This window comes from Citrobacter sp. Cb080 (genome assembly GCF_030334745.1).
GTDB lineage: Bacteria > Pseudomonadota > Gammaproteobacteria > Enterobacterales > Enterobacteriaceae > Citrobacter > Citrobacter braakii.
Map to the genome: position 1 here is coordinate 109672 of NZ_JAOWDG010000063.1, position 19015 is coordinate 128686.

The following is a 19015-nucleotide window of genomic DNA, read 5'->3' on the forward strand; positions in this document are numbered from 1 at the left end:
TACTCATTTAATTCTGCCGGATAGCGGAAAAACGCCTTATCCGGCCTACGTTGTTAGGCTGCTGTAGGCCGGATAAGCGCTGCGCCATCCGGCAATACTATGTACTGAGATTGGGGCAATTACTCGCCCCCGTCAAATCATTGCTGGCTTTCTTTGCGCGGCTGACGCAGAACTTCGTTAATTTGCGGCTTATCGACCGGACCAGTGATGCGATAGCGCAGAATCGAGACTTTGCTCCACAGCGGCCCCAGCACCTTACTGGCGGCAAACACCGCCGCACCAACAATCGGGTTGACGGCAAACGCGGCGGCAACGCCTACGGTGGCAGATATTTCTGGTGCAACAATGGCTTCCATGTCCAGATCCCGGCGTACCAGGTTCACTGAACCTTTCATCGCAATGTCGGCTTCCAGACCGTCCACCAGCGTGTCGTCGGTATGCATCACGCCATCGTTGATCCACGCCGTGCTGCGAATCGAGTCGAAATAGAAGCCTTCGCTGAAGGTGTCGCTAAAATCAAAGCGCAGTTTACGCAGTAACGCATCGAAGCTTAGCAGACGTAACAGTTGCCCCGCATGTCCGGTACTGAGTTCGGTAAGTTCGCCTTTGCCCAGCCGGGTACGCAAAATACCATTCAGCGAGGCTACATCAGGATCCCACGGTGGATTACGCCAATGCAGATCATACTCCACGTTGAATGAAGAATTGCGAATCGGCGTTGATACGCCAAAGAAACCGGCTGCGGAGTCAATTTTATTGCCGCTCAGTTTACCCTTCAGCGACGTTCGCTCCTTGCCCGGCGCATTCACCCACACGCCGTCGGTGGTCAGTCTGGCAAAACCCGTATCCAACAGACCGTTACTCAAGGTGAGCGTGTCGCCTTTAATCGCTACATCGGCGTCAATGCGCCCGTATTTTTGTCCCCACATCCAGCACTCGGCACAGCGCAGCTGAAGGTCCGGCCAGCCACGGAAACTGACGTTGTCGATGGCTGAGAACGGCGAGGCTGACGTACTATTCTGTGACGGTATCGCCGCGCTTGGGTTGTAATAAAGATACTTAATATTGGCCAGCCACGGCGCATTATTGCGCATAGCCAGCGTGGCGTTAATTTCACGGCCCTGCGCCTGCACGCTGGAGCCATTGCTCGCAGGCTCAGAAACGATACTCAAATTATTCCACTGTTGACCGCCCAGGGATAACGATGGCGTACGCACCGTGATGCGCTGCGGGAAGTTAGCGTTGCTGCCCACGTTATCCACAGCGCCTTTCTGGAATAACGCCAGCCATTGCGCGCCATCCATAGGGGGAAGATTAAGCTCTATGCCTTGTTGATCGGGTAACGCGGGCACGGTGCGGCTTTCCGACGCCCAGTTTGCGCGGTCAAGCGTCAGTTTCTGATTCAGCAGCCAGCGGCTATTAAAATGATTTTTACTGCCAGCGTTGCCGGTCAGATCAAAGCTGCGCAGATTGCCGTTGGCCTTAACGTTCACCGGCAACGCCTCACCGGCCGCCTTATTCAGCGGAGAAGGTAAGTGACTACTTACATTCTTGAGGTCGCCCTTTAACTCAACGTTGTAGGTCGGCCCGGCATGATACGGAAGATCGATTCCTACCTTGCCATTCCACGCTATGCTGCCATTCAACGCGTCGTTGACCTGCGTCGGTAAAATCCCCATGCGGCTTGGCTGCCAGTCACCTTGCAGATTCACGGCTACCTGATAGGCTTTCGCCCCTTCGGTCGTGGAAAAGTCGACGTTCAGAGGCTGATTAAACCAGTTCGCGGTCATCGGCTCGCTCTTCAGATCGCCGTTGATAAAGCTGAATTTACCATTCAAATTCTTCAGCGTGCTGTCGAGCGGTTTAATAAACAGGCTGTTATTACGCAGGTTGACGTCACCTTTGGCGGTAACCAGCGAGCCGTCTAGCGGAATATCAAGATGTAAGCGAGCATTCACATCGCCGTCAATCTGCAACTGCTCAAGCGTAGCGCCGAGTGAATCCTTCAATGGCGTCTCATCAAAATAAGGTCCAACCGCCTTGCCCGGCCCGTTGATGTCGGCATCAATCAGCAGTTTTTCTTTGGCATAGTCGGGGATGTTAGCCGTCAGATTACTGGCCTTCACACCGCCCAGATTAACGCTATCGGTCTTCATCCACAGACCGTCGTTAATGAAGTTCAGTTCAATATTAAGGTCAGTCAGCGCGGGCCAGTCGGGCTGGAAAGCAAACTTCGCATTGCGAAGCGGCACCAGTACCTGGAACTGCCCTTCATTGTGTAGATACGGGAACAGATGCGGGTCGCCGCCATACACCAACGTGGCGTTATCCGCTTCGCCGCCCTGAATAGCGCCGCTGAGGTAATCAACCAGCTCTTTGCCCATCAGGTTTTCCGGGAAGTAACGCCAGGCCTGAGAGCCATCGTCGGTGCTGATACCTGCCAGAATGCCCAACCATGGCTCATCATTGGCGGGCTGCAGATAGCGAAAACCACCGCGTGCGTGTACCGCTTTCGCTTTAACATCAATGTTGCGCCCATCTAACTGGAAACCTTTATCATTCTTCAGCCAGCTTAGCGTCGCTACGCCGTCCTCTATTTCCAGCGGTGCGCGAAAGACGGTTTCATACGGCATTTTAGCTTGCTTCATGGAAGCAGTGAGCGCCCCGTTTTCAACGCTGCCCGCAAGCGTACCGGAGAAATGCTCTGCCCCTGGCAGCAGCTTCCACTGTTTCCAGGCCAGATTGGTCCACGAGGACTGGAAGCGGGTTTTTTCTGTTGCCTGTAACGGGATATCCAGCGCCAGCACATCTATTTTGCCGCTCGGCTGCGTGGCCCGCCAGATATCACCCAGCGCAGGCGATAACTTGGCCGCCATCGGACGCAGCCCTTCTAACCCGGCCAGCTCCAGATTGCTGGCGCGGATGCGTAGCTCGTCGCTGCGTTTGTTATTCTCGCCGCCGACTTCCTGTTCAGGGATCCAGGCCAGCGTTAACGCCCCGCTTGGCCAGGGTTTATCATCCATCGTGATACGGGTATCGGGAATGGAGAATTGCCAGCCCGACTGTTCGCGGCTGATGTGCGCCGTCAGGTTATCGACGGAGAGCGTGTGCGTACGACTCTCTCCCAGCCAACTTGCCCCACCTTTTTTCAGCCAGACATCGCCGCCGGAAACGACACCTTTTCTGATCGTCATCCATGCTTCCAGGCTAAAACGCGCGGTTTGCAACGCGACATTATCCTGCATCCATTTACCCAGCCACGGCTTGACGTCGATATCGTCGGCCTGCAACCAGACCCGACCGTTATTCAACAGCCCGTTGTCATCACGCAGATCCATTCGCACCTGCATAACACCGTGCTGCCCGGTCAGACTGGAGAGACTGACCTGCCCTTCAGCGCGATGTCGGTTTTTACCGTTAAGCCAGGTAAGCTGCGGGATCGCCAGTTCTGCACGCTGGCCTGAGAGGGTTAAAAAGCTAATCTGGCTGTCGCGTAGATCGAAATGATCAAACTGACGCAGGAAGAGATCGCTCAGGTGGCCGGCTTCAATTCCATCACCGCTTTCGCTGCGCTGGATGGGGGTATTGGTACGCAGTTGCAACTGCCAGAAGGTGAGATCGCGAAACTGCCAGCGCATGTGCAGCAAGCTTTGCCAGACATCCAGCGCTAATGTGACGCGCTTTACCGAAAATTCACCGCCATCTTTAAGCTGCGCATGGATATCGCGCGCTTCAAGAGTAGGACCGAAATTTTGCCAGCTAGCGGAAAGTTGGCTGGCGGAGACGGGCAGACCGGTGGCGGATTCAATCTTGCCAAGGATGGCCGGACGCCAGCTATCAAGATGAGGCAGCGCAAGGCGCAGCCCACTGACCAGCAGCGCTGCGATGACAACGAATGCGGCTCCAGTGAGCAGTAATATCCCCGGCAATCGCCTCACGCGCCTCTCCTTGTCTACCAAAAAATGTGACTCACAAAACCGTCTTGCCGGATGGCGGCGTGAACGCCTTCTCCGGCCTGCAAGGTATCGCCATTGGGCGTTTACCAGGCCAGATTACATCATGACAACGTCGAACTGCTCCTGGTTATACAGCGGTTCGACTTGTACTTTAACCTGTTTGCCGACAAAGATTTCCACTTCCGCCAACGCATGTGACTCTTCACCCTTCAGGGTTTCAGCCACTGCCGGAGATGCATAAACCAGGAAACGATCGGAGTCATATGCATGGTGTACCCGCACGATTTCGCGCATGATTTCATAGCATACAGTTTCCACGGTTTTCACCGTACCGCGCCCATGACAGGTCGGACACTCGTTGCACAGCACATGTTCCACGCTTTCACGTGTGCGTTTGCGCGTCATCTCCACCAGGCCCAGCTGAGAAAAACCGTTGATGCTGGTTTTTACGCGATCCTTGCTCAGCGCCTGTTCCAGAGAGTGCAGTACCCGTCGACGGTGATCTTCATTATTCATGTCGATAAAATCGATAATGATAATGCCGCCGAGGTTACGCAGACGCAGCTGACGAGCAATGGCCTGTGTTGCTTCAATATTAGTATTAAAGATAGTGTCGTCGAGATTACGATGCCCAACAAACGCTCCGGTATTGATATCGACGGTGGTCATTGCTTCAGTTTGATCGATGATCAGATAGCCGCCGGATTTCAGTTCAACCTTGCGTTCCAGCGCGCGCTGGATTTCATTCTCAACGTCAAAGAGATCAAAAATGGGCTGGCGCCCGCTGTAATGTTCCAGCTTGCTGGTCATCTCGGGGATATATTCCGCTGTGAACTCCAGCAACGCTTCATAAGTCAGACGAGAGTCAACGCGGATCCGGTCAAGCTGGGCATCGGCAAAATCACGCAACACGCGCTGCGCCAGCGCCAGTTCGCCGTACATCTGGTAGCGCGTTTGCGGGCGCTTTTTACGCTCCATAACTTTAGTCCAGACGCGCTTCAGGTAGGCAGCATCCGAGGCCAGATCCTCCTCGCAGACGCCTTCCGCCGCTGTGCGAATGATGAATCCGCCCTGTTCATCGCAGTAATCCGCCACCACTTTTTTCAGGCGTTCGCGTTCGGTTTCGCTTTCGATACGTTGGGAAACGCCAACGTGCGAAGCACCCGGCATAAAGACGAGGTAACGGGAAGGAAGCGTGATGTCCGTCGTCAGGCGTGCGCCCTTAGTACCCAACGGATCTTTTACCACCTGCACCATCAGATCCTGGCCCTGGCGCACCAGTTCAGAAATGTCGCGCACGGTGAACTGTTTTTGTTCTTCACCCGCCACGCATTCGGTGTGCGGCATGATGTCTGAAGCGTGAAGAAATGCGGCTTTATCCAGTCCAATATCTACAAAAGCCGCCTGCATACCCGGAAGTACACGACTTACACGACCTTTGTAGATATTGCCTACGATTCCGCGTCGCGCCTCACGTTCAATATGAATTTCCTGCAGAATACCGCCATCAATGTAAGCCACCCGAGTTTCCGATGGCGTTACGTTTACCAACAATTCAGCCGTCATGTTTATCCCTTTTCTCACGCAGTGCGTTAAAATTGGTCAGCAACTCATACGTTTCTACCAGCGGTAAGCCGACTACGGCGTGATAGCTGCCATTGATCTTCCTGACAAAACAGCCACCCAACCCTTGAATACCGTATGCACCTGCTTTATCCATTGGTTCACCGCTGGCAACATAGCCCGCGATGTCCTCATCGGTTAGTGCTCTGAACGTCACATCCGTCACCACCAGACAGTCCAGACTGTGCCGGCGGTCGGCCAATGCCACGGCGGTCATGACCTGATGCGTTTTACCCGACAGTTTGCGCAGCATTGCTGCGGCATGGGCGACGTCGTGTGGTTTTTCCAGCACTTCGCCATTAAGGATAACAATGGTATCCGCACCCAATACAGGCAAATCACGCTGCGCCAGCGCCACGCCAGCCTGCGCTTTTTCGCGTGCCAGACGCGAAACATACTGCTGCGCGCTCTCCTGCGGGTGTCGCTGTTCTTCAATCCCAGGCACCAGCCGTTCAAAGGTAACACCAAGCTGAGCGAGCAGCTCCTGACGACGTGGAGAACCAGAAGCAAGATACAGAGTATTCATATCAACCTTATTGCACCGCAAACTGCTGACGGACTTTACGCATCAGTAAGAATAGCCATGGCCAAAGCACACCATTCACTACACTACTCCAGAACACTTCGGGTCTGAAAGAGACATTGATCACTAAAAACTCGGCCCAGAAAACAATAATATCCACGACCAGTGATAACAACATGACCACCAGCGCCTGTTGCCAGAGCGCGAGGTTACGGAATAGCTGGAATTTCAGCGCGACCAGATAAGCAATGATACTCATCGACAATGCGCGCACGCCAAGCGTGGAGCCGCTGATGAGATCCAGTATGGCACCCACCACAAACCCCGTACCCACATTTACGCGATGCGGCAGCGCCAGGATCCAGTACAACAAGATGAGCAGTACCCAGTTTGGCCGGAAAACCAGAATATCGTCCGGCCAGGGCATGACTTGCAGCAACAGTGCAATAAGGAACGAGAGCCAAATCACCCAACGTCCCTGGCTACGATAGCTTGCCACTTACTGTCCTCCCGGCTTACGCGGAGCAGGTTGTGGCGGCGTGGTGCCCGCAGGCGCTGGAGTCACGCCTGTTGCGGGAGCTGGCACTGGCGCAGGCGGCCCCATGGCATCTGGTGCAGGCAGAACTTGCGGCATCATTTGCATCAGACGTTCATTGGCAACGCGGTGCACTTCCTCTGGCGTCATCGGATTTGCGCCGTTACGATCGGCGCCCCACAACAGCAGCAGATAACGCAGACGCTGCAGACCCGCGGTCGGGCGTGCCTGAATCACGGTATAAGCGCGCTGAGTGTCCAGCTTAACGGAAGAAACAACACCAACCGGATAGCCTTCAGGGAAACGTCCCCCCAGACCCGAGGTAACCAGCACATCGCCAACGCGAATGTCGGTGTTGGCCGGCAGGTGTTCGAGCTGAAGATCGTCGGTGCAGCCGTTACCGGCAGCGATCACGCGGATATCGTTACGCAGTACCTGAATGGGCAGAGCATGCGTCGCATCGCAAATCAGCAGCACGCGGCTGGTCAGTTTAGCCACCGCTACGACCTGACCCACAACGCCTTTGTCGCTAATAACCGGCTGACCTTCGTAGACACCGTTAACGCTCCCTTTGTCGATCACCACCTGATCGCTGTAAGGGTCATTAACCGTCGAGATGACCTGCGTCACCATCTTTTGTTCGTCCTGACGCAGCGGCGATCCCAGCAGCTCACGCAAACGCGCGTTCTCCTGTTTATATTGCCCCAGCATCAGCAGCTCGCTGTTTTTCAGCAGCAGTTCCTGACGCAACGCCCGATTTTCAAGTTCGAGTTGGTCACGAGAAGCCAGCGTTTGCGAAACGCCGTCGAGTAATTCACGAGGACCATTTGAGATAAAGTAGAAAGGACTGACGGCGGTATCCATGTACGTTCGTATTTGACTAAACGTACCCAGGCGGCTGTCGGCAATAATAACGCCGAGCGCCACCAGCACCGCCAGAATAAGGCGAATCTGTAGCGACGGGCCACGGCTAAAAATTGGCTTCATAGTCTATGCGTATTCTCGTATCAGAGCGGAAGGGCAACCCGCGGGCTACCCTACCTGCATCCGATTACTCTTCGCTGAACAGGTCGCCGCCGTGCATATCGATCATTTCCAGCGCCTTGCCGCCACCGCGCGCCACGCAGGTCAGCGGATCTTCAGCAACAACAACTGGAATACCGGTTTCTTCCATTAACAGACGGTCAAGGTTACGCAGCAGAGCACCGCCACCGGTCAGTACCATGCCGCGTTCGGAGATGTCAGACGCCAGTTCTGGCGGACACTGTTCCAGTGCAACCATCACCGCACTCACGATACCGGTCAGCGGTTCCTGCAGGGCTTCCAGAATCTCGTTGGAGTTCAGGGTAAAGCCACGTGGAACACCTTCTGCCAGGTTACGGCCGCGAACTTCGATCTCGCGCACTTCGTCGCCCGGATAAGCGGAACCGATTTCGTGTTTAATACGTTCTGCGGTGGCTTCACCGATCAGAGAACCGTAGTTACGACGAACATAATTAATGATGGCTTCGTCGAAGCGGTCGCCGCCAATACGTACAGAAGAGGAGTAAACCACGCCGTTCAGGGAGATAACGGCAACTTCAGTTGTACCACCACCGATATCCACAACCATAGAACCGGTTGCTTCAGAAACTGGCAGACCCGCCCCGATCGCAGCCGCCATCGGCTCTTCGATCAGGAATACTTCACGGGCACCTGCGCCCTGGGCGGATTCACGGATCGCGCGGCGTTCAACCTGAGTTGCTCCAACCGGTACACATACCAGTACGCGCGGGCTTGGGCGCATGAAGCTATTGCTGTGCACTTGTTTGATAAAGTGCTGGAGCATTTTTTCAGTCACGAAGAAGTCAGCGATAACGCCGTCTTTCATTGGGCGAATGGCAGCGATATTGCCCGGTGTACGACCCAGCATCTGCTTCGCGTCATGGCCCACTGCGGCTACGCTTTTTGGCGAGCCGGCACGATCCTGACGAATGGCCACAACAGAAGGCTCATTCAATACGATGCCTTGTCCTTTTACATAAATAAGGGTATTCGCGGTACCCAGGTCAATGGACAGGTCATTGGAAAACATGCCACGAAATTTTTTCAACATACTAAGGGATAATCCTGAAAGCTGGGGCGGAAAACAAAATCCGCTTACTTTACCAACCACACGCAGCAGCGACAAGGCGCAAAAATCATCTGCTACGGTGAAAATTAGTGCAGTTCGTTTCCTTTGTTACAAAATCGGCCTGAGTCCATCAGGGCTGAATAAATCAGCAGCACTCCTCGCTTTTGTTTGCAACCTGTCAAAGGTCATTCACCTGCATGTTTGCTGTTACAACCTGGCGAGCAGACAAGCACGCCCCCAGAAGGCACAGCGCGCGTTATTCTACGTGAAAACGAATTAAACGGCAGGTTAAACCGAGTATCTTTGCGAATATTTTTTCACGTTAGTGTCAAGTGGCTGTGATGCGGCAAAAAAATCCCCTTGCCCACCCGCAACTCCGCGTTCCGTCAGCGTATGCCACTCGCTACGCGAACGAACGCCCGTGGCGTAAACCTGCGTTGGTGTTCCAGAACAAGCCTCCACCAGGCTTTGCACCAGGAGCTGGTTTTCGGTTCGCTTATCAATATTCCTCACCAGGCTTGGATGCAGCTTCAATAACTCAACGTTAAGCTCTTTGATCCAACTGGTGCTCACCAGCGTTAAACCCGCCTGCGTAACGGCAATTCGCACACCCAGCGCATTCATCAATCTGATGACGGGCTGTAACCGGCTGATATGTTGACAGACATCTGCCTCAGCAAGTTCAATAATTATGCGTTTGCGTAATGATTTTTCGCACTGCATCAGCGTATCACGTAGCCAGCGCTGAAAACGTGGGCGAATTAGCGATTCAACCGTTGTCTGCATCGCCAGGTTTTCCTGCGGCCAATAGCCCAACAGTAAGATCAGACGGCTGATTTGCAGACGGTCATATTCTTCAGCCAGGCCAAACTGCAGGACCATCGGCATATATTCCGCCGAAATAACCTCTTCGCTGCCATCAAAAATACGGCACATCAGCTCCCGGTGGTGCACCCGTCCTTCACGGGTTACCGCAGGCTTTTGATAAATTCTGGGTCCACCCCGGCTGAGCATCTGTTCGATCAGCGTTCGCCAGCGTACGTTACCCCGACCTTTTTCCGGTAGTGAGTCATCATAGACCGACCAGCTGTTCCCACCCTGCAATACCGAGTTCCGCGTGGCGGCTTCGGCGTGATCCATCACTTGTTCCGTCGACTGACCGCTGCGGCAAACACAAATGCCAATATGAACCATATCGGCACGGTCGATCATTTTATTAGCCGGAAGCGCATCTACCGCTTTTAATAATTGCCCGGCAATACTTTCCGCCTCTTTCAGCGTGCGGTGTGGCAACAGGATGGCAAAATCGCTACGGTGGTAGCGCGCCAGCAACGCGCCCGGATAGCGCGTCATAAAAGTCGACAACAAATTGATTAGCGTTGAAATTTGTTCTTCAGCAAGGGTAATTCCCCAGCTATCGCGCAGCAGCGTAAAGTCCGGCAGGCGTACCATCATCACGACGCCATGCGATCCCACTTTTTCCTGATCTTCCAGCAGCGTTGCCAGTTGGTTATCAAAGAACAGGCGGTTGCTTAGCCCGGTTTTTGTATCCTGCGCCACATAGGAACGAATCAGCGTATCCAGTCGGCTACGTTGCTCGCGGGCACTTTGAATTTCGGTCAGCAGCATATCGAGCGCGCTACTGGTACGCGCAGGCCATTCATAAACAGTCCCCCGCACGTTCGGTCCACGTTCGCCGTTAAGAATGCGCGTTGAACGAATCTCCAGCAACTCTTGACCTGAAAGCTGACGCTGAAGCCAGCGCACAGACAAAAAGAGCATCAGTATAATGAAAGCAATCGCCAACGTGAGCGGCGCGGTAGTCATCAGCGAATGGAAATAGTTGCCCATTGGATCCTGATAAACCAGACGCAGCGACATGCCCGGGTGTTTGACCAACGGGACGGTAACATCACGATACAGATTGTTCGTCCCCGCCGGGCGGTAGCTGCTGGTTCGGGAGTGGTCATACACCACGTGTTCGCCCTGTAGCAGTTCGACGCGCACGATATCAACCGAAACCATCAGTTCATCGATTTGCGGGGTTAGCGCAACGACATCGCGGGAGACAAGGTGCGTATCAATCGCCGTCGCCACCGCCTGAACACGGGTGGTGAACTTATATTGAATCGCGTTATAGAAACTCAGCGAGCAGCCGATCAGAGTTACGAAGATCGTTAACCCTGTAAGCAGCGTCACAAAAGCTGAAAATTTCGTCGTTAATCGCATCCTTGTGTTAACTCCGACAGTTATGAAACAGGCATGAAAGTGATAAAGCGGCGCGAAAATGCAAAACTGAACGCAAAATCCGTCCATTTATACAAACAGTGTGGGCATACTACCAAATTAGGTATATCTGGCAATTTATTGCGCGGAATCGGCATCATGTTTTGATTAGCGAGTATAGTCTTCATTAATAATTTTCCAATCCACTATACGAATTGAGGACAGGTTATGCAGGCTTTGATCTTAGAACAGCAGGACGGAAAAACCCTCGCATCCGTTCAACCCCTCGACGAAAATCAGCTACCGGAAGGCGATGTGACGGTGGATGTCCACTGGTCAAGCCTGAACTATAAAGACGCCCTGGCTATCACCGGCAAGGGTAAAATCATTCGCAATTTTCCGATGATTCCTGGTATCGATTTCGCCGGTACCGTGCGCACAAGCGAAGATCCCCGTTTTCATGCCGGTCAGGAAGTTTTACTGACCGGCTGGGGCGTGGGTGAAAATCATTGGGGTGGACTGGCCGAACGCGCACGCGTGAAAGGCGACTGGCTGGTTGCGCTGCCACAAGGGCTGGACGGACGTAAAGCCATGGTCATCGGGACCGCTGGCTTTACCGCCATGCTGTGCGTCATGGCGCTTGAAGATGCAGGTATTCGCCCGCAAGACGGTGAGATTGTCGTCACCGGCGCCAGCGGCGGCGTGGGCAGCACGGCCGTGGCGTTACTGCATAAGCTGGGTTATCAGGTTGCGGCGGTTTCGGGTCGCGAAAGCACTCACGACTACCTGAAGAGCCTGGGCGCTGACCGTATCCTTAGCCGCGATGAATTTGCTGAATCTCGCCCGTTGGAAAAACAGCTGTGGGCTGGTGCGGTTGATACCGTTGGCGACAAAGTTCTGGCAAAAGTCCTGGCACAGATGAACTACGGTGGCTGCGTTGCTGCCTGCGGCCTGGCTGGCGGTTTCGCTCTGCCAACGACGGTGATGCCATTTATTCTGCGTAACGTTCGTTTGCAAGGGGTGGACTCGGTGATGACCCCGCCAGCACGCCGGGCAGAAGCCTGGGCGCGTCTGGTTAAGGATCTACCGGACTCTTTCTATGCTCAGGCCGCCACGGAGATTACGCTGGCAGATGCGCCGAAGTTTGCCGATGCCATCATCAATAACCAGGTGCAAGGTCGTACGCTGGTGAAGGTGAAGTAACAAGCTCTGGCGCAGAAATTTACACTTAATTAACGAAATTTCGCGGCATATCTACAGACTCCCTGCCATATTAACTACGCGTCCCCTGTCAGTTATGACGCGTAAGCCGGGAGTCTGTTATGAAGAAATTACGTCCATTTACAGAAGCCGACGTCACTGACGAGTCGGCTTTTTTTATGCAACGCCGCCAGGTACTGAAAGCATTAGGGATCAGCGCCGCCGCGTTGTCTTTCCCCCTCTCTGCGCAGGCTGACCTTCTTAGCTGGTTTAAGGGGAATGACCGCCCGCCCGCGCCCGCGGGTAAGCCGCTTGATTTCAGTAAACCCGCCGCCTGGCAAAATTCGCTTCCTTTAACGCCGGCGGATAAAGTTTCTGGCTACAACAACTTCTATGAGTTCGGTCTCGATAAAGCGGATCCGGCAGCCAATGCTGGCAGTCTGAAAACCGATCCGTGGACGTTAAAAATCAGTGGTGAGGTGGCAAAACCACTCACCCTCGATCACGATGCGCTGACTGCCCGTTTCCCACTGGAAGAACGGATTTACCGGATGCGCTGTGTGGAAGCCTGGTCAATGGTCGTGCCGTGGATTGGTTTTCCGTTACATAAACTGCTGGCGCAGGTTGAACCCACCAGCAACGCAAAATATGTCGCCTTCGAAACGATCTACGCACCGGATGAAATGCCCGGACAAAAAGATCGCTTTATTGGCGGCGGGCTGAAGTATCCCTATGTTGAAGGACTGCGTCTGGATGAAGCTATGCATCCGCTCACTCTGCTTACCGTGGGGGTTTATGGAAAAGCTCTTCCTCCACAAAATGGCGCGCCCATTCGCTTAATTGTGCCGTGGAAATACGGATTTAAAGGTATTAAGTCGATCGTGAGTATTAAACTAACCCGCGAACGCCCCCCGACAACCTGGAACCTGGCCGCCCCCAATGAATATGGATTTTATGCCAACGTAAATCCGCATGTCGATCACCCGCGCTGGTCCCAGGCCACTGAGCGTTTTATTGGCGCAGGCGGTATTCTGGACGTTCAGCGCCAACCCACGCTGCTGTTTAATGGTTACGCCGACGAGGTCGCTTCGCTGTACCGTGGTCTTAATCTGCAGGAGAATTTTTAAGTGCGCCTGACTGCAAAGCACATTACCGGACTGAAAGTTTGCCTGCATCTTGCCGGTTTTTTACCGTTTGTCTGGCTATTTTGGGCGGTGAATCACGGTGGTCTGAGCGCAGACCCGGTCAAAGATATCCAGCACTTTACCGGTAGGACAGCTCTGAAATTCTTGCTGGCGACCTTGCTGGTCTCTCCCCTTGCGCGCTACGCTAAACAGCCATTATTGATACGCACACGGCGCCTGTTAGGGCTATGGTGTTTCGCCTGGGCAACGTTGCATTTAACCAGCTACGCACTCCTGGAACTGGGCATTCATAATCTGGCGCTGTTAGGACGGGAATTAATCACGCGACCTTATTTGATGCTGGGCATTACCAGTTGGGGCATATTATTCGCCCTCACGTTAACCTCCACCCAGTCGGCTCAGCGAAAACTGGGCAAAAATTGGCAGTATTTGCACAACTTCGTCTATCTTGTGGCGATCCTGGCACCCATACATTATCTGTGGTCGGTAAAAATTATCTCCCCTCAACCGATTATTTATGCAGCACTCGCTGTGGTGTTGTTAGCCTGCCGTTACAAGAAGTTTCGCCAGTGGTGGCGGTAGTTTCACGTTATGTGCAGTGCGTTACAAAATGTGGACGATCCGATTTTCTTTACATGTTAACGGTTGATTATCTTCCCTGATAAGACCAGTATTTAGCTGCCAATTGCTACGAAATAGTTATAATGTGCGACTTTGCTATCCCCGGTAGCGTTTTTAGAGCGCTGAAAGGGTGACATTCGCATGTTGAAGGTATATTTTGTCTTTTACCCGAAAATGGCAGAAGATAGCCGCACAATGACTAACAAGTCTGGCAATCTCACTTAATGGCAACCGCACCCAGTGCAATGCCTGAGATGCGTGGCATCTTGTCACTCACTGTTATAAAAATGCTATACAGACGGCGGTAAAACGCTTGTCACAATCTCACTAAACAAAGAGTACGGAACCCACTCATGGATATTCGTAAGATTAAAAAACTGATCGAGCTGGTTGAAGAATCAGGCATCTCCGAACTGGAAATTTCTGAAGGCGAAGAGTCTGTACGCATCAGCCGTGCGGCGCCAGCTGCAAGTTTTCCAATGATGCAACAGGCTTATGCTGCACCAGTGATGCAGCAGCCAGCTTTGTCTAACGCTGTCGCACAAACTGCCTCTCCAAGTATGGAAGCTCCGGCAGCAGCGGAAATCAGTGGTCACATCGTACGCTCCCCAATGGTTGGTACGTTCTACCGCACCCCGAGCCCAGATGCGAAAGCGTTCATCGAAATCGGCCAGAAAGTGAATGCGGGCGATACCCTGTGCATCGTTGAAGCCATGAAAATGATGAACCAGATCGAAGCCGACAAATCCGGCGTAGTGAAAGCGATTCTGGTAGAAAGCGGTCAACCGGTAGAATTTGACGAGCCGCTGGTCGTCATCGAATAACGAGGCGAACATGTTGGATAAAATTGTTATCGCCAACCGCGGTGAGATCGCCCTGCGTATTCTGCGTGCCTGTAAAGAGCTGGGCATCAAGACTGTCGCTGTGCATTCAAGCGCGGATCGCGATTTAAAACACGTATTGCTGGCGGATGAGACGGTCTGTATTGGCCCGGCTCCGTCCGTAAAAAGCTATCTGAACATCCCGGCTATCATTAGCGCTGCTGAAATCACTGGCGCAGTGGCAATTCACCCGGGCTATGGCTTCCTCTCTGAGAATGCCAACTTTGCTGAACAGGTAGAACGTTCCGGCTTTATCTTCATCGGCCCGAAAGCCGACACCATCCGCCTGATGGGCGACAAAGTGTCCGCAATTACCGCGATGAAGAAAGCTGGCGTACCAACAGTCCCAGGCTCTGACGGCCCGCTGGGCGACGACATGGACGCTAACCGCGCTCATGCGAAGCGCATCGGTTATCCAGTTATTATCAAAGCCTCCGGCGGCGGCGGCGGTCGCGGTATGCGCGTCGTGCGCAGCGATGCCGAACTGGCACAATCCATCTCCATGACCAAAGCGGAAGCGAAAGCGGCTTTCAACAACGACATGGTTTACATGGAGAAGTACCTGGAAAACCCACGCCACATCGAAATTCAGGTGCTGGCGGACGGTCAGGGTAACGCGATTTATCTGGCAGAACGTGACTGCTCCATGCAACGTCGTCACCAGAAAGTCGTCGAAGAAGCACCAGCACCGGGCATTACTCCGGAACTGCGTCGCTACATCGGCGAGCGTTGCGCCAAAGCGTGCGTTGATATCGGCTATCGCGGGGCAGGTACTTTCGAGTTCCTGTTCGAAAACGGCGAGTTCTACTTCATTGAAATGAACACCCGTATTCAGGTTGAACACCCGGTAACCGAAATGATCACCGGCGTTGACCTGATCAAAGAGCAGCTGCGCATCGCTGCGGGACAACCGCTGTCCATCAAGCAGGATGAAGTTGTGGTTAAAGGCCATGCGGTAGAATGCCGTATCAACGCCGAAGACCCGAACACCTTCCTGCCAAGCCCGGGTAAAATCACGCGTTTCCACGCGCCGGGTGGCTTTGGTGTGCGCTGGGAGTCTCATATTTACGCAGGCTACACCGTACCTCCGTACTATGACTCAATGATCGGTAAGCTGATCTGCTATGGCGAAAACCGCGACGTAGCGATCGCCCGTATGAAAAACGCATTGCAGGAACTGATCATCGACGGTATCAAAACCAACGTTGATCTGCAGATCCGCATCATGAATGACGAGCATTTCCAGCACGGTGGAACCAATATCCACTATCTGGAGAAAAAACTCGGACTTCAGGAAAAGTAAGCGTGCGTTAACTGAAAAGGCCGGAAATTCCGGCCTTTTGTTTTTCTCCCCTCCCGCACGTGCCATAAGGTACAATCCCCGCTTTCTTTATCCACAAGGGACAAAAAATGGACGCTCGTTTTGTTCAGGCCCATAAAGAGGCGCGCTGGGCGCTGTGGCTGACCCTTTTATATCTTGCCACATGGTTAGTGGCCGCTTACTTACCAGATTCCACGCTCGGTTTTACCGGCTTACCACACTGGTTCGAAATGGCCTGCCTGCTAACGCCGCTGGTTTTCATCGTGCTGTGCTGGGCGATGGTGAAGTTTATCTATCGCGACATTCCGTTGGAGGATGACGATGCAGCTTGAAGTTATTTTGCCGCTGGTCGCCTATCTGTTGGTGGTCTTCGGTCTTTCCGTTTACGCCATGCGTAAGAGATCGACCGGCACTTTCCTGAATGAATATTTCCTCGGCAGCCGCTCGATGGGCGGGGTCGTATTAGCCATGACGCTAACGGCAACCTACATTAGCGCCAGCTCGTTTATTGGCGGTCCTGGCGCCGCTTACAAATACGGGCTGGGATGGGTGCTGCTGGCGATGATCCAGTTGCCCGCCGTTTGGCTTTCTCTGGGGATTCTTGGTAAGAAATTCGCGATTCTGGCGCGCCGTTATAATGCCGTTACCCTCAACGATATGCTGTTTGCCCGCTACCAGAGTCGCCTGCTTGTGTGGCTGGCAAGCCTTAGCCTGCTGGTCGCGTTTGTCGGAGCAATGACCGTACAGTTTATTGGCGGCGCACGTTTGCTTGAAACCGCTGCAGGTATACCTTACGAAACCGGTCTGCTTATTTTTGGCGTCAGTATCGCATTGTATACGGCGTTCGGCGGTTTTCGCGCCAGCGTACTGAACGACACCATGCAGGGTATGGTGATGCTGATTGGTACTATTGTTCTGCTGGTCGGCGTCGTTCATGCTGCCGGTGGCCTCAGCAATGCGGTGGTAACCCTGCAAACTATCGACCCTAAACTGGTCTCGCCGCAAGGCGCGGATGACATTCTGTCACCCACGTTCATGACCTCATTCTGGGTACTGGTGTGCTTTGGCGTAATTGGGCTGCCGCATACAGCAGTACGCTGCATCTCTTATAAAGACAGCAAAGCTGTACACCGCGGCATTATCATCGGCACCATCGTAGTGGCAATCCTGATGTTTGGTATGCATCTGGCGGGTGCGTTGGGGCGTGCGGTGATCCCTGATCTGACAGTGCCGGATCTGGTTATCCCTACGCTAATGGTCAAAGTGTTGCCGCCGGTAGCTGCTGGGATCTTCCTCGCGGCCCCCATGGCCGCGATCATGTCGACGATCAATGCCCAATTGCTGCAAAGTTCCGCTACGATCATTAAGGATCTGTACCTGAACCTGCGTCCGGAACAGCTGAAAAACGAAACCCGGCTGAAGCGCATGTCGGCAGTGATTACCCTGTTGCTCGGCGCGTTACTGCTACTGGCCGCCTGGAAACCGCCAGAAATGATTATCTGGCTTAACCTGCTGGCGTTTGGCGGGCTGGAAGCTGTCTTCCTGTGGCCGCTGGTACTGGGCCTGTACTGGGAGCGGGCAAACGCGGCGGGCGCTTTGAGCGCGATGATTATCGGCGGCGTTCTTTATGCCGTACTCGCTACATTTAACATTCAGTACCTGGGTTTCCACCCGATTGTGCCCTCGTTACTGATAAGCTTGCTGGCTTTCCTGATCGGCAACCGTTTCGGTTCTGCCGTCCCGCAAGCCGCCATATTGACTACTGATAAATAAAAGAGTTTTGCCATGCCATGGATCCAACTGAAACTGAACACGACCGGTGCCAACGCTGAAGAGTTGAGCGATGCGCTGATGGAAGCGGGCTCCGTTTCCATTACTTTCCAGGACACGCATGATACGCCGGTATTTGAGCCTCTGCCGGGCGAGACTCGCCTGTGGGGAGATACCGACGTTATCGGCTTGTTCGATGCAGAAACCGACATGAAAGAAGTGGTTGCCATCCTGGAGCAGCATCCGCTGCTGGGTGCAGGCTTCGCGCATAAAATCGAACAGCTCGAAGACAAAGACTGGGAACGCGAATGGATGGATAACTTCCACCCGATGCGCTTTGGTGAACGTTTGTGGATTTGCCCAAGCTGGCGCGATGTCCCGGATGAGAATGCCGTCAACGTGATGCTGGACCCGGGTCTGGCGTTTGGTACCGGCACTCACCCCACCACCTCCCTATGTCTGCAATGGCTGGACGGTCTCGATCTTAACGGCAAAACGGTTATCGACTTTGGCTGCGGCTCCGGCATTCTTGCCATTGCGGCACTGAAGCTGGGTGCGGCAAAAGCCATCGGCGTAGACATCGATCCGCAAGCAATTCAGGCCAGCCGTGATAACGCCCAGCGTAATGGCGTTTCTGAGCGTCTGGAGCTTTATCTGCCGAAAGACCAGCCAGAGGCGATGAAAGCCGACGTGGTGGTCGCAAACATCCTCGCAGGCCCATTACGTGAACTGGCACCGTTAATCAGCGTACTGCCCGTTGAGGGCGGTTTACTGGGGCTTTCTGGCATTCTTGCCAGCCAGGCGGAAAGCGTCTGTGAGGCCTATGCCGAACTCTTTACGCTCGATCCGGTTATCGAGAAAGAAGAGTGGTGCCGCATTACCGGTCAGAAAAAATAATCCCCTCTCGTTACCGTTGGTAACGCAATAATCGCTCTTTTTTTCGCAAAAGGATTTGCGGAAATGAGAGCGAGATCGCATTACAAAGCCACTATTTGCTCACAAAAACAGCTTTTTATCCTGATAACCTGAGGCTGGCCGTAATAAAAAAAGAGAAGTTTTCGGAATTTATAAACGGATGAAAAATTAGCACAACCACGTATC

At 53.6% G+C, this 19015-nt stretch carries 15 protein-coding genes; 8 read left to right on the plus strand and 7 right to left on the minus strand.

From position 1 onward, the window contains the following. Window positions 1-137 precede the first annotated feature (137 nt). From yhdP to csrD, 7 genes are all read right to left on the minus strand, one after another. Window positions 138-3938: an AsmA2 domain-containing protein YhdP gene (yhdP, locus tag OGV38_RS11745; protein ID WP_269519066.1), complete on the minus strand. Its 3801-nt coding sequence runs from the start codon at window positions 3936-3938 to the stop codon at window positions 138-140. A gap of 114 nt (window positions 3939-4052) precedes the next feature. After that, window positions 4053-5522 carry a ribonuclease G gene (gene rng, locus OGV38_RS11750; protein WP_003828822.1) on the minus strand — a complete coding sequence of 490 codons (1470 nt, stop codon included), beginning with the start codon at window positions 5520-5522 and terminating at the stop codon, window positions 4053-4055. Further along, complete coding sequence (locus OGV38_RS11755; protein ID WP_016154715.1) at window positions 5512-6105, minus strand: Maf family protein; 594 nt, start codon at window positions 6103-6105, stop codon at window positions 5512-5514. Before OGV38_RS11755 ends, rng begins: the two co-directional genes overlap by 11 nt. Before the next feature lie 7 nt (window positions 6106-6112). Then, window positions 6113-6601, minus strand: coding sequence for a rod shape-determining protein MreD (gene mreD / locus OGV38_RS11760; protein ID WP_003025196.1), 489 nt, complete (start codon window positions 6599-6601; stop codon window positions 6113-6115). Beyond that, window positions 6602-7624, minus strand: a complete 1023-nt coding sequence (mreC, locus tag OGV38_RS11765; protein WP_016154716.1) for a rod shape-determining protein MreC — start codon at window positions 7622-7624, stop codon at window positions 6602-6604. Window positions 7625-7688: 64 nt separating this feature from the next. Beyond that, complete coding sequence (gene mreB, locus OGV38_RS11770; protein WP_000913396.1) at window positions 7689-8732, minus strand: rod shape-determining protein MreB; 1044 nt, start codon at window positions 8730-8732, stop codon at window positions 7689-7691. 306 nt (window positions 8733-9038) lie between these two features. Beyond that, a complete protein-coding gene (gene csrD, locus OGV38_RS11775) occupies window positions 9039-10979 on the minus strand; it encodes an RNase E specificity factor CsrD (protein WP_016154717.1) in 1941 nt (646 codons plus the stop codon). Window positions 10980-11204: 225 nt separating this feature from the next. Here csrD and acuI point away from each other — a divergent pair, with 225 nt between their 5' ends. The 8 genes from acuI (at window position 11205) to prmA (ending at window position 18811) form a co-directional block, all read left to right on the plus strand. Continuing rightward, window positions 11205-12179, plus strand: coding sequence for an acrylyl-CoA reductase (NADPH) (acuI, locus tag OGV38_RS11780; protein ID WP_047413938.1), 975 nt, complete (start codon window positions 11205-11207; stop codon window positions 12177-12179). Window positions 12180-12298: 119 nt separating this feature from the next. Beyond that, window positions 12299-13303, plus strand: coding sequence for a protein-methionine-sulfoxide reductase catalytic subunit MsrP (gene msrP, locus OGV38_RS11785; RefSeq protein WP_016157591.1), 1005 nt, complete (start codon window positions 12299-12301; stop codon window positions 13301-13303). Beyond that, entirely contained in the window at window positions 13304-13903 is a 600-nt protein-coding gene (msrQ, locus tag OGV38_RS11790; protein ID WP_103284294.1) for a protein-methionine-sulfoxide reductase heme-binding subunit MsrQ, read from the plus strand. A 392-nt stretch (window positions 13904-14295) separates the two neighbouring features. Further along, window positions 14296-14766: an acetyl-CoA carboxylase biotin carboxyl carrier protein gene (gene accB / locus OGV38_RS11795; RefSeq protein ID WP_003025210.1), complete on the plus strand. Its 471-nt coding sequence runs from the start codon at window positions 14296-14298 to the stop codon at window positions 14764-14766. Between the two features lie 10 nt (window positions 14767-14776). Next, entirely contained in the window at window positions 14777-16126 is a 1350-nt protein-coding gene (gene accC, locus OGV38_RS11800; RefSeq protein ID WP_003828838.1) for an acetyl-CoA carboxylase biotin carboxylase subunit, read from the plus strand. A gap of 107 nt (window positions 16127-16233) precedes the next feature. Then, the gene (locus tag OGV38_RS11805) at window positions 16234-16476 is read left to right on the plus strand and encodes a YhdT family protein (protein WP_016154721.1); all 243 of its coding nucleotides are present in this window, start codon (window positions 16234-16236) and stop codon (window positions 16474-16476) included. Then, a complete protein-coding gene (panF, locus tag OGV38_RS11810; protein ID WP_016157593.1) occupies window positions 16466-17917 on the plus strand; it encodes a sodium/pantothenate symporter in 1452 nt (483 codons plus the stop codon). Before OGV38_RS11805 ends, panF begins: the two co-directional genes overlap by 11 nt. 12 nt (window positions 17918-17929) lie before the next feature. After that, window positions 17930-18811 (plus strand): 50S ribosomal protein L11 methyltransferase, encoded by an 882-nt coding sequence (prmA, locus tag OGV38_RS11815; protein ID WP_016154723.1) that lies wholly within the window; start codon window positions 17930-17932, stop codon window positions 18809-18811. Window positions 18812-19015 lie beyond the last annotated feature (204 nt).

Coding starts and splice junctions, on each gene's coding strand:
- rng (WP_003828822.1), bottom strand. CDS start 5,522: ATGACGGCTGAATTGTTGGTAAACGTAACGCCATCGGAAACTCGGGTG.
- OGV38_RS11755 (WP_016154715.1), bottom strand. CDS start 6,105: ATGAATACTCTGTATCTTGCTTCTGGTTCTCCACGTCGTCAGGAGCTG.
- mreC (WP_016154716.1), bottom strand. CDS start 7,624: ATGAAGCCAATTTTTAGCCGTGGCCCGTCGCTACAGATTCGCCTTATT.
- mreB (WP_000913396.1), bottom strand. CDS start 8,732: ATGTTGAAAAAATTTCGTGGCATGTTTTCCAATGACCTGTCCATTGAC.
- csrD (WP_016154717.1), bottom strand. CDS start 10,979: ATGCGATTAACGACGAAATTTTCAGCTTTTGTGACGCTGCTTACAGGG.
- acuI (WP_047413938.1), top strand. CDS start 11,205: ATGCAGGCTTTGATCTTAGAACAGCAGGACGGAAAAACCCTCGCATCC.
- msrP (WP_016157591.1), top strand. CDS start 12,299: ATGAAGAAATTACGTCCATTTACAGAAGCCGACGTCACTGACGAGTCG.
- accB (WP_003025210.1), top strand. CDS start 14,296: ATGGATATTCGTAAGATTAAAAAACTGATCGAGCTGGTTGAAGAATCA.
- accC (WP_003828838.1), top strand. CDS start 14,777: ATGTTGGATAAAATTGTTATCGCCAACCGCGGTGAGATCGCCCTGCGT.
- OGV38_RS11805 (WP_016154721.1), top strand. CDS start 16,234: ATGGACGCTCGTTTTGTTCAGGCCCATAAAGAGGCGCGCTGGGCGCTG.
- panF (WP_016157593.1), top strand. CDS start 16,466: ATGCAGCTTGAAGTTATTTTGCCGCTGGTCGCCTATCTGTTGGTGGTC.
- prmA (WP_016154723.1), top strand. CDS start 17,930: ATGCCATGGATCCAACTGAAACTGAACACGACCGGTGCCAACGCTGAA.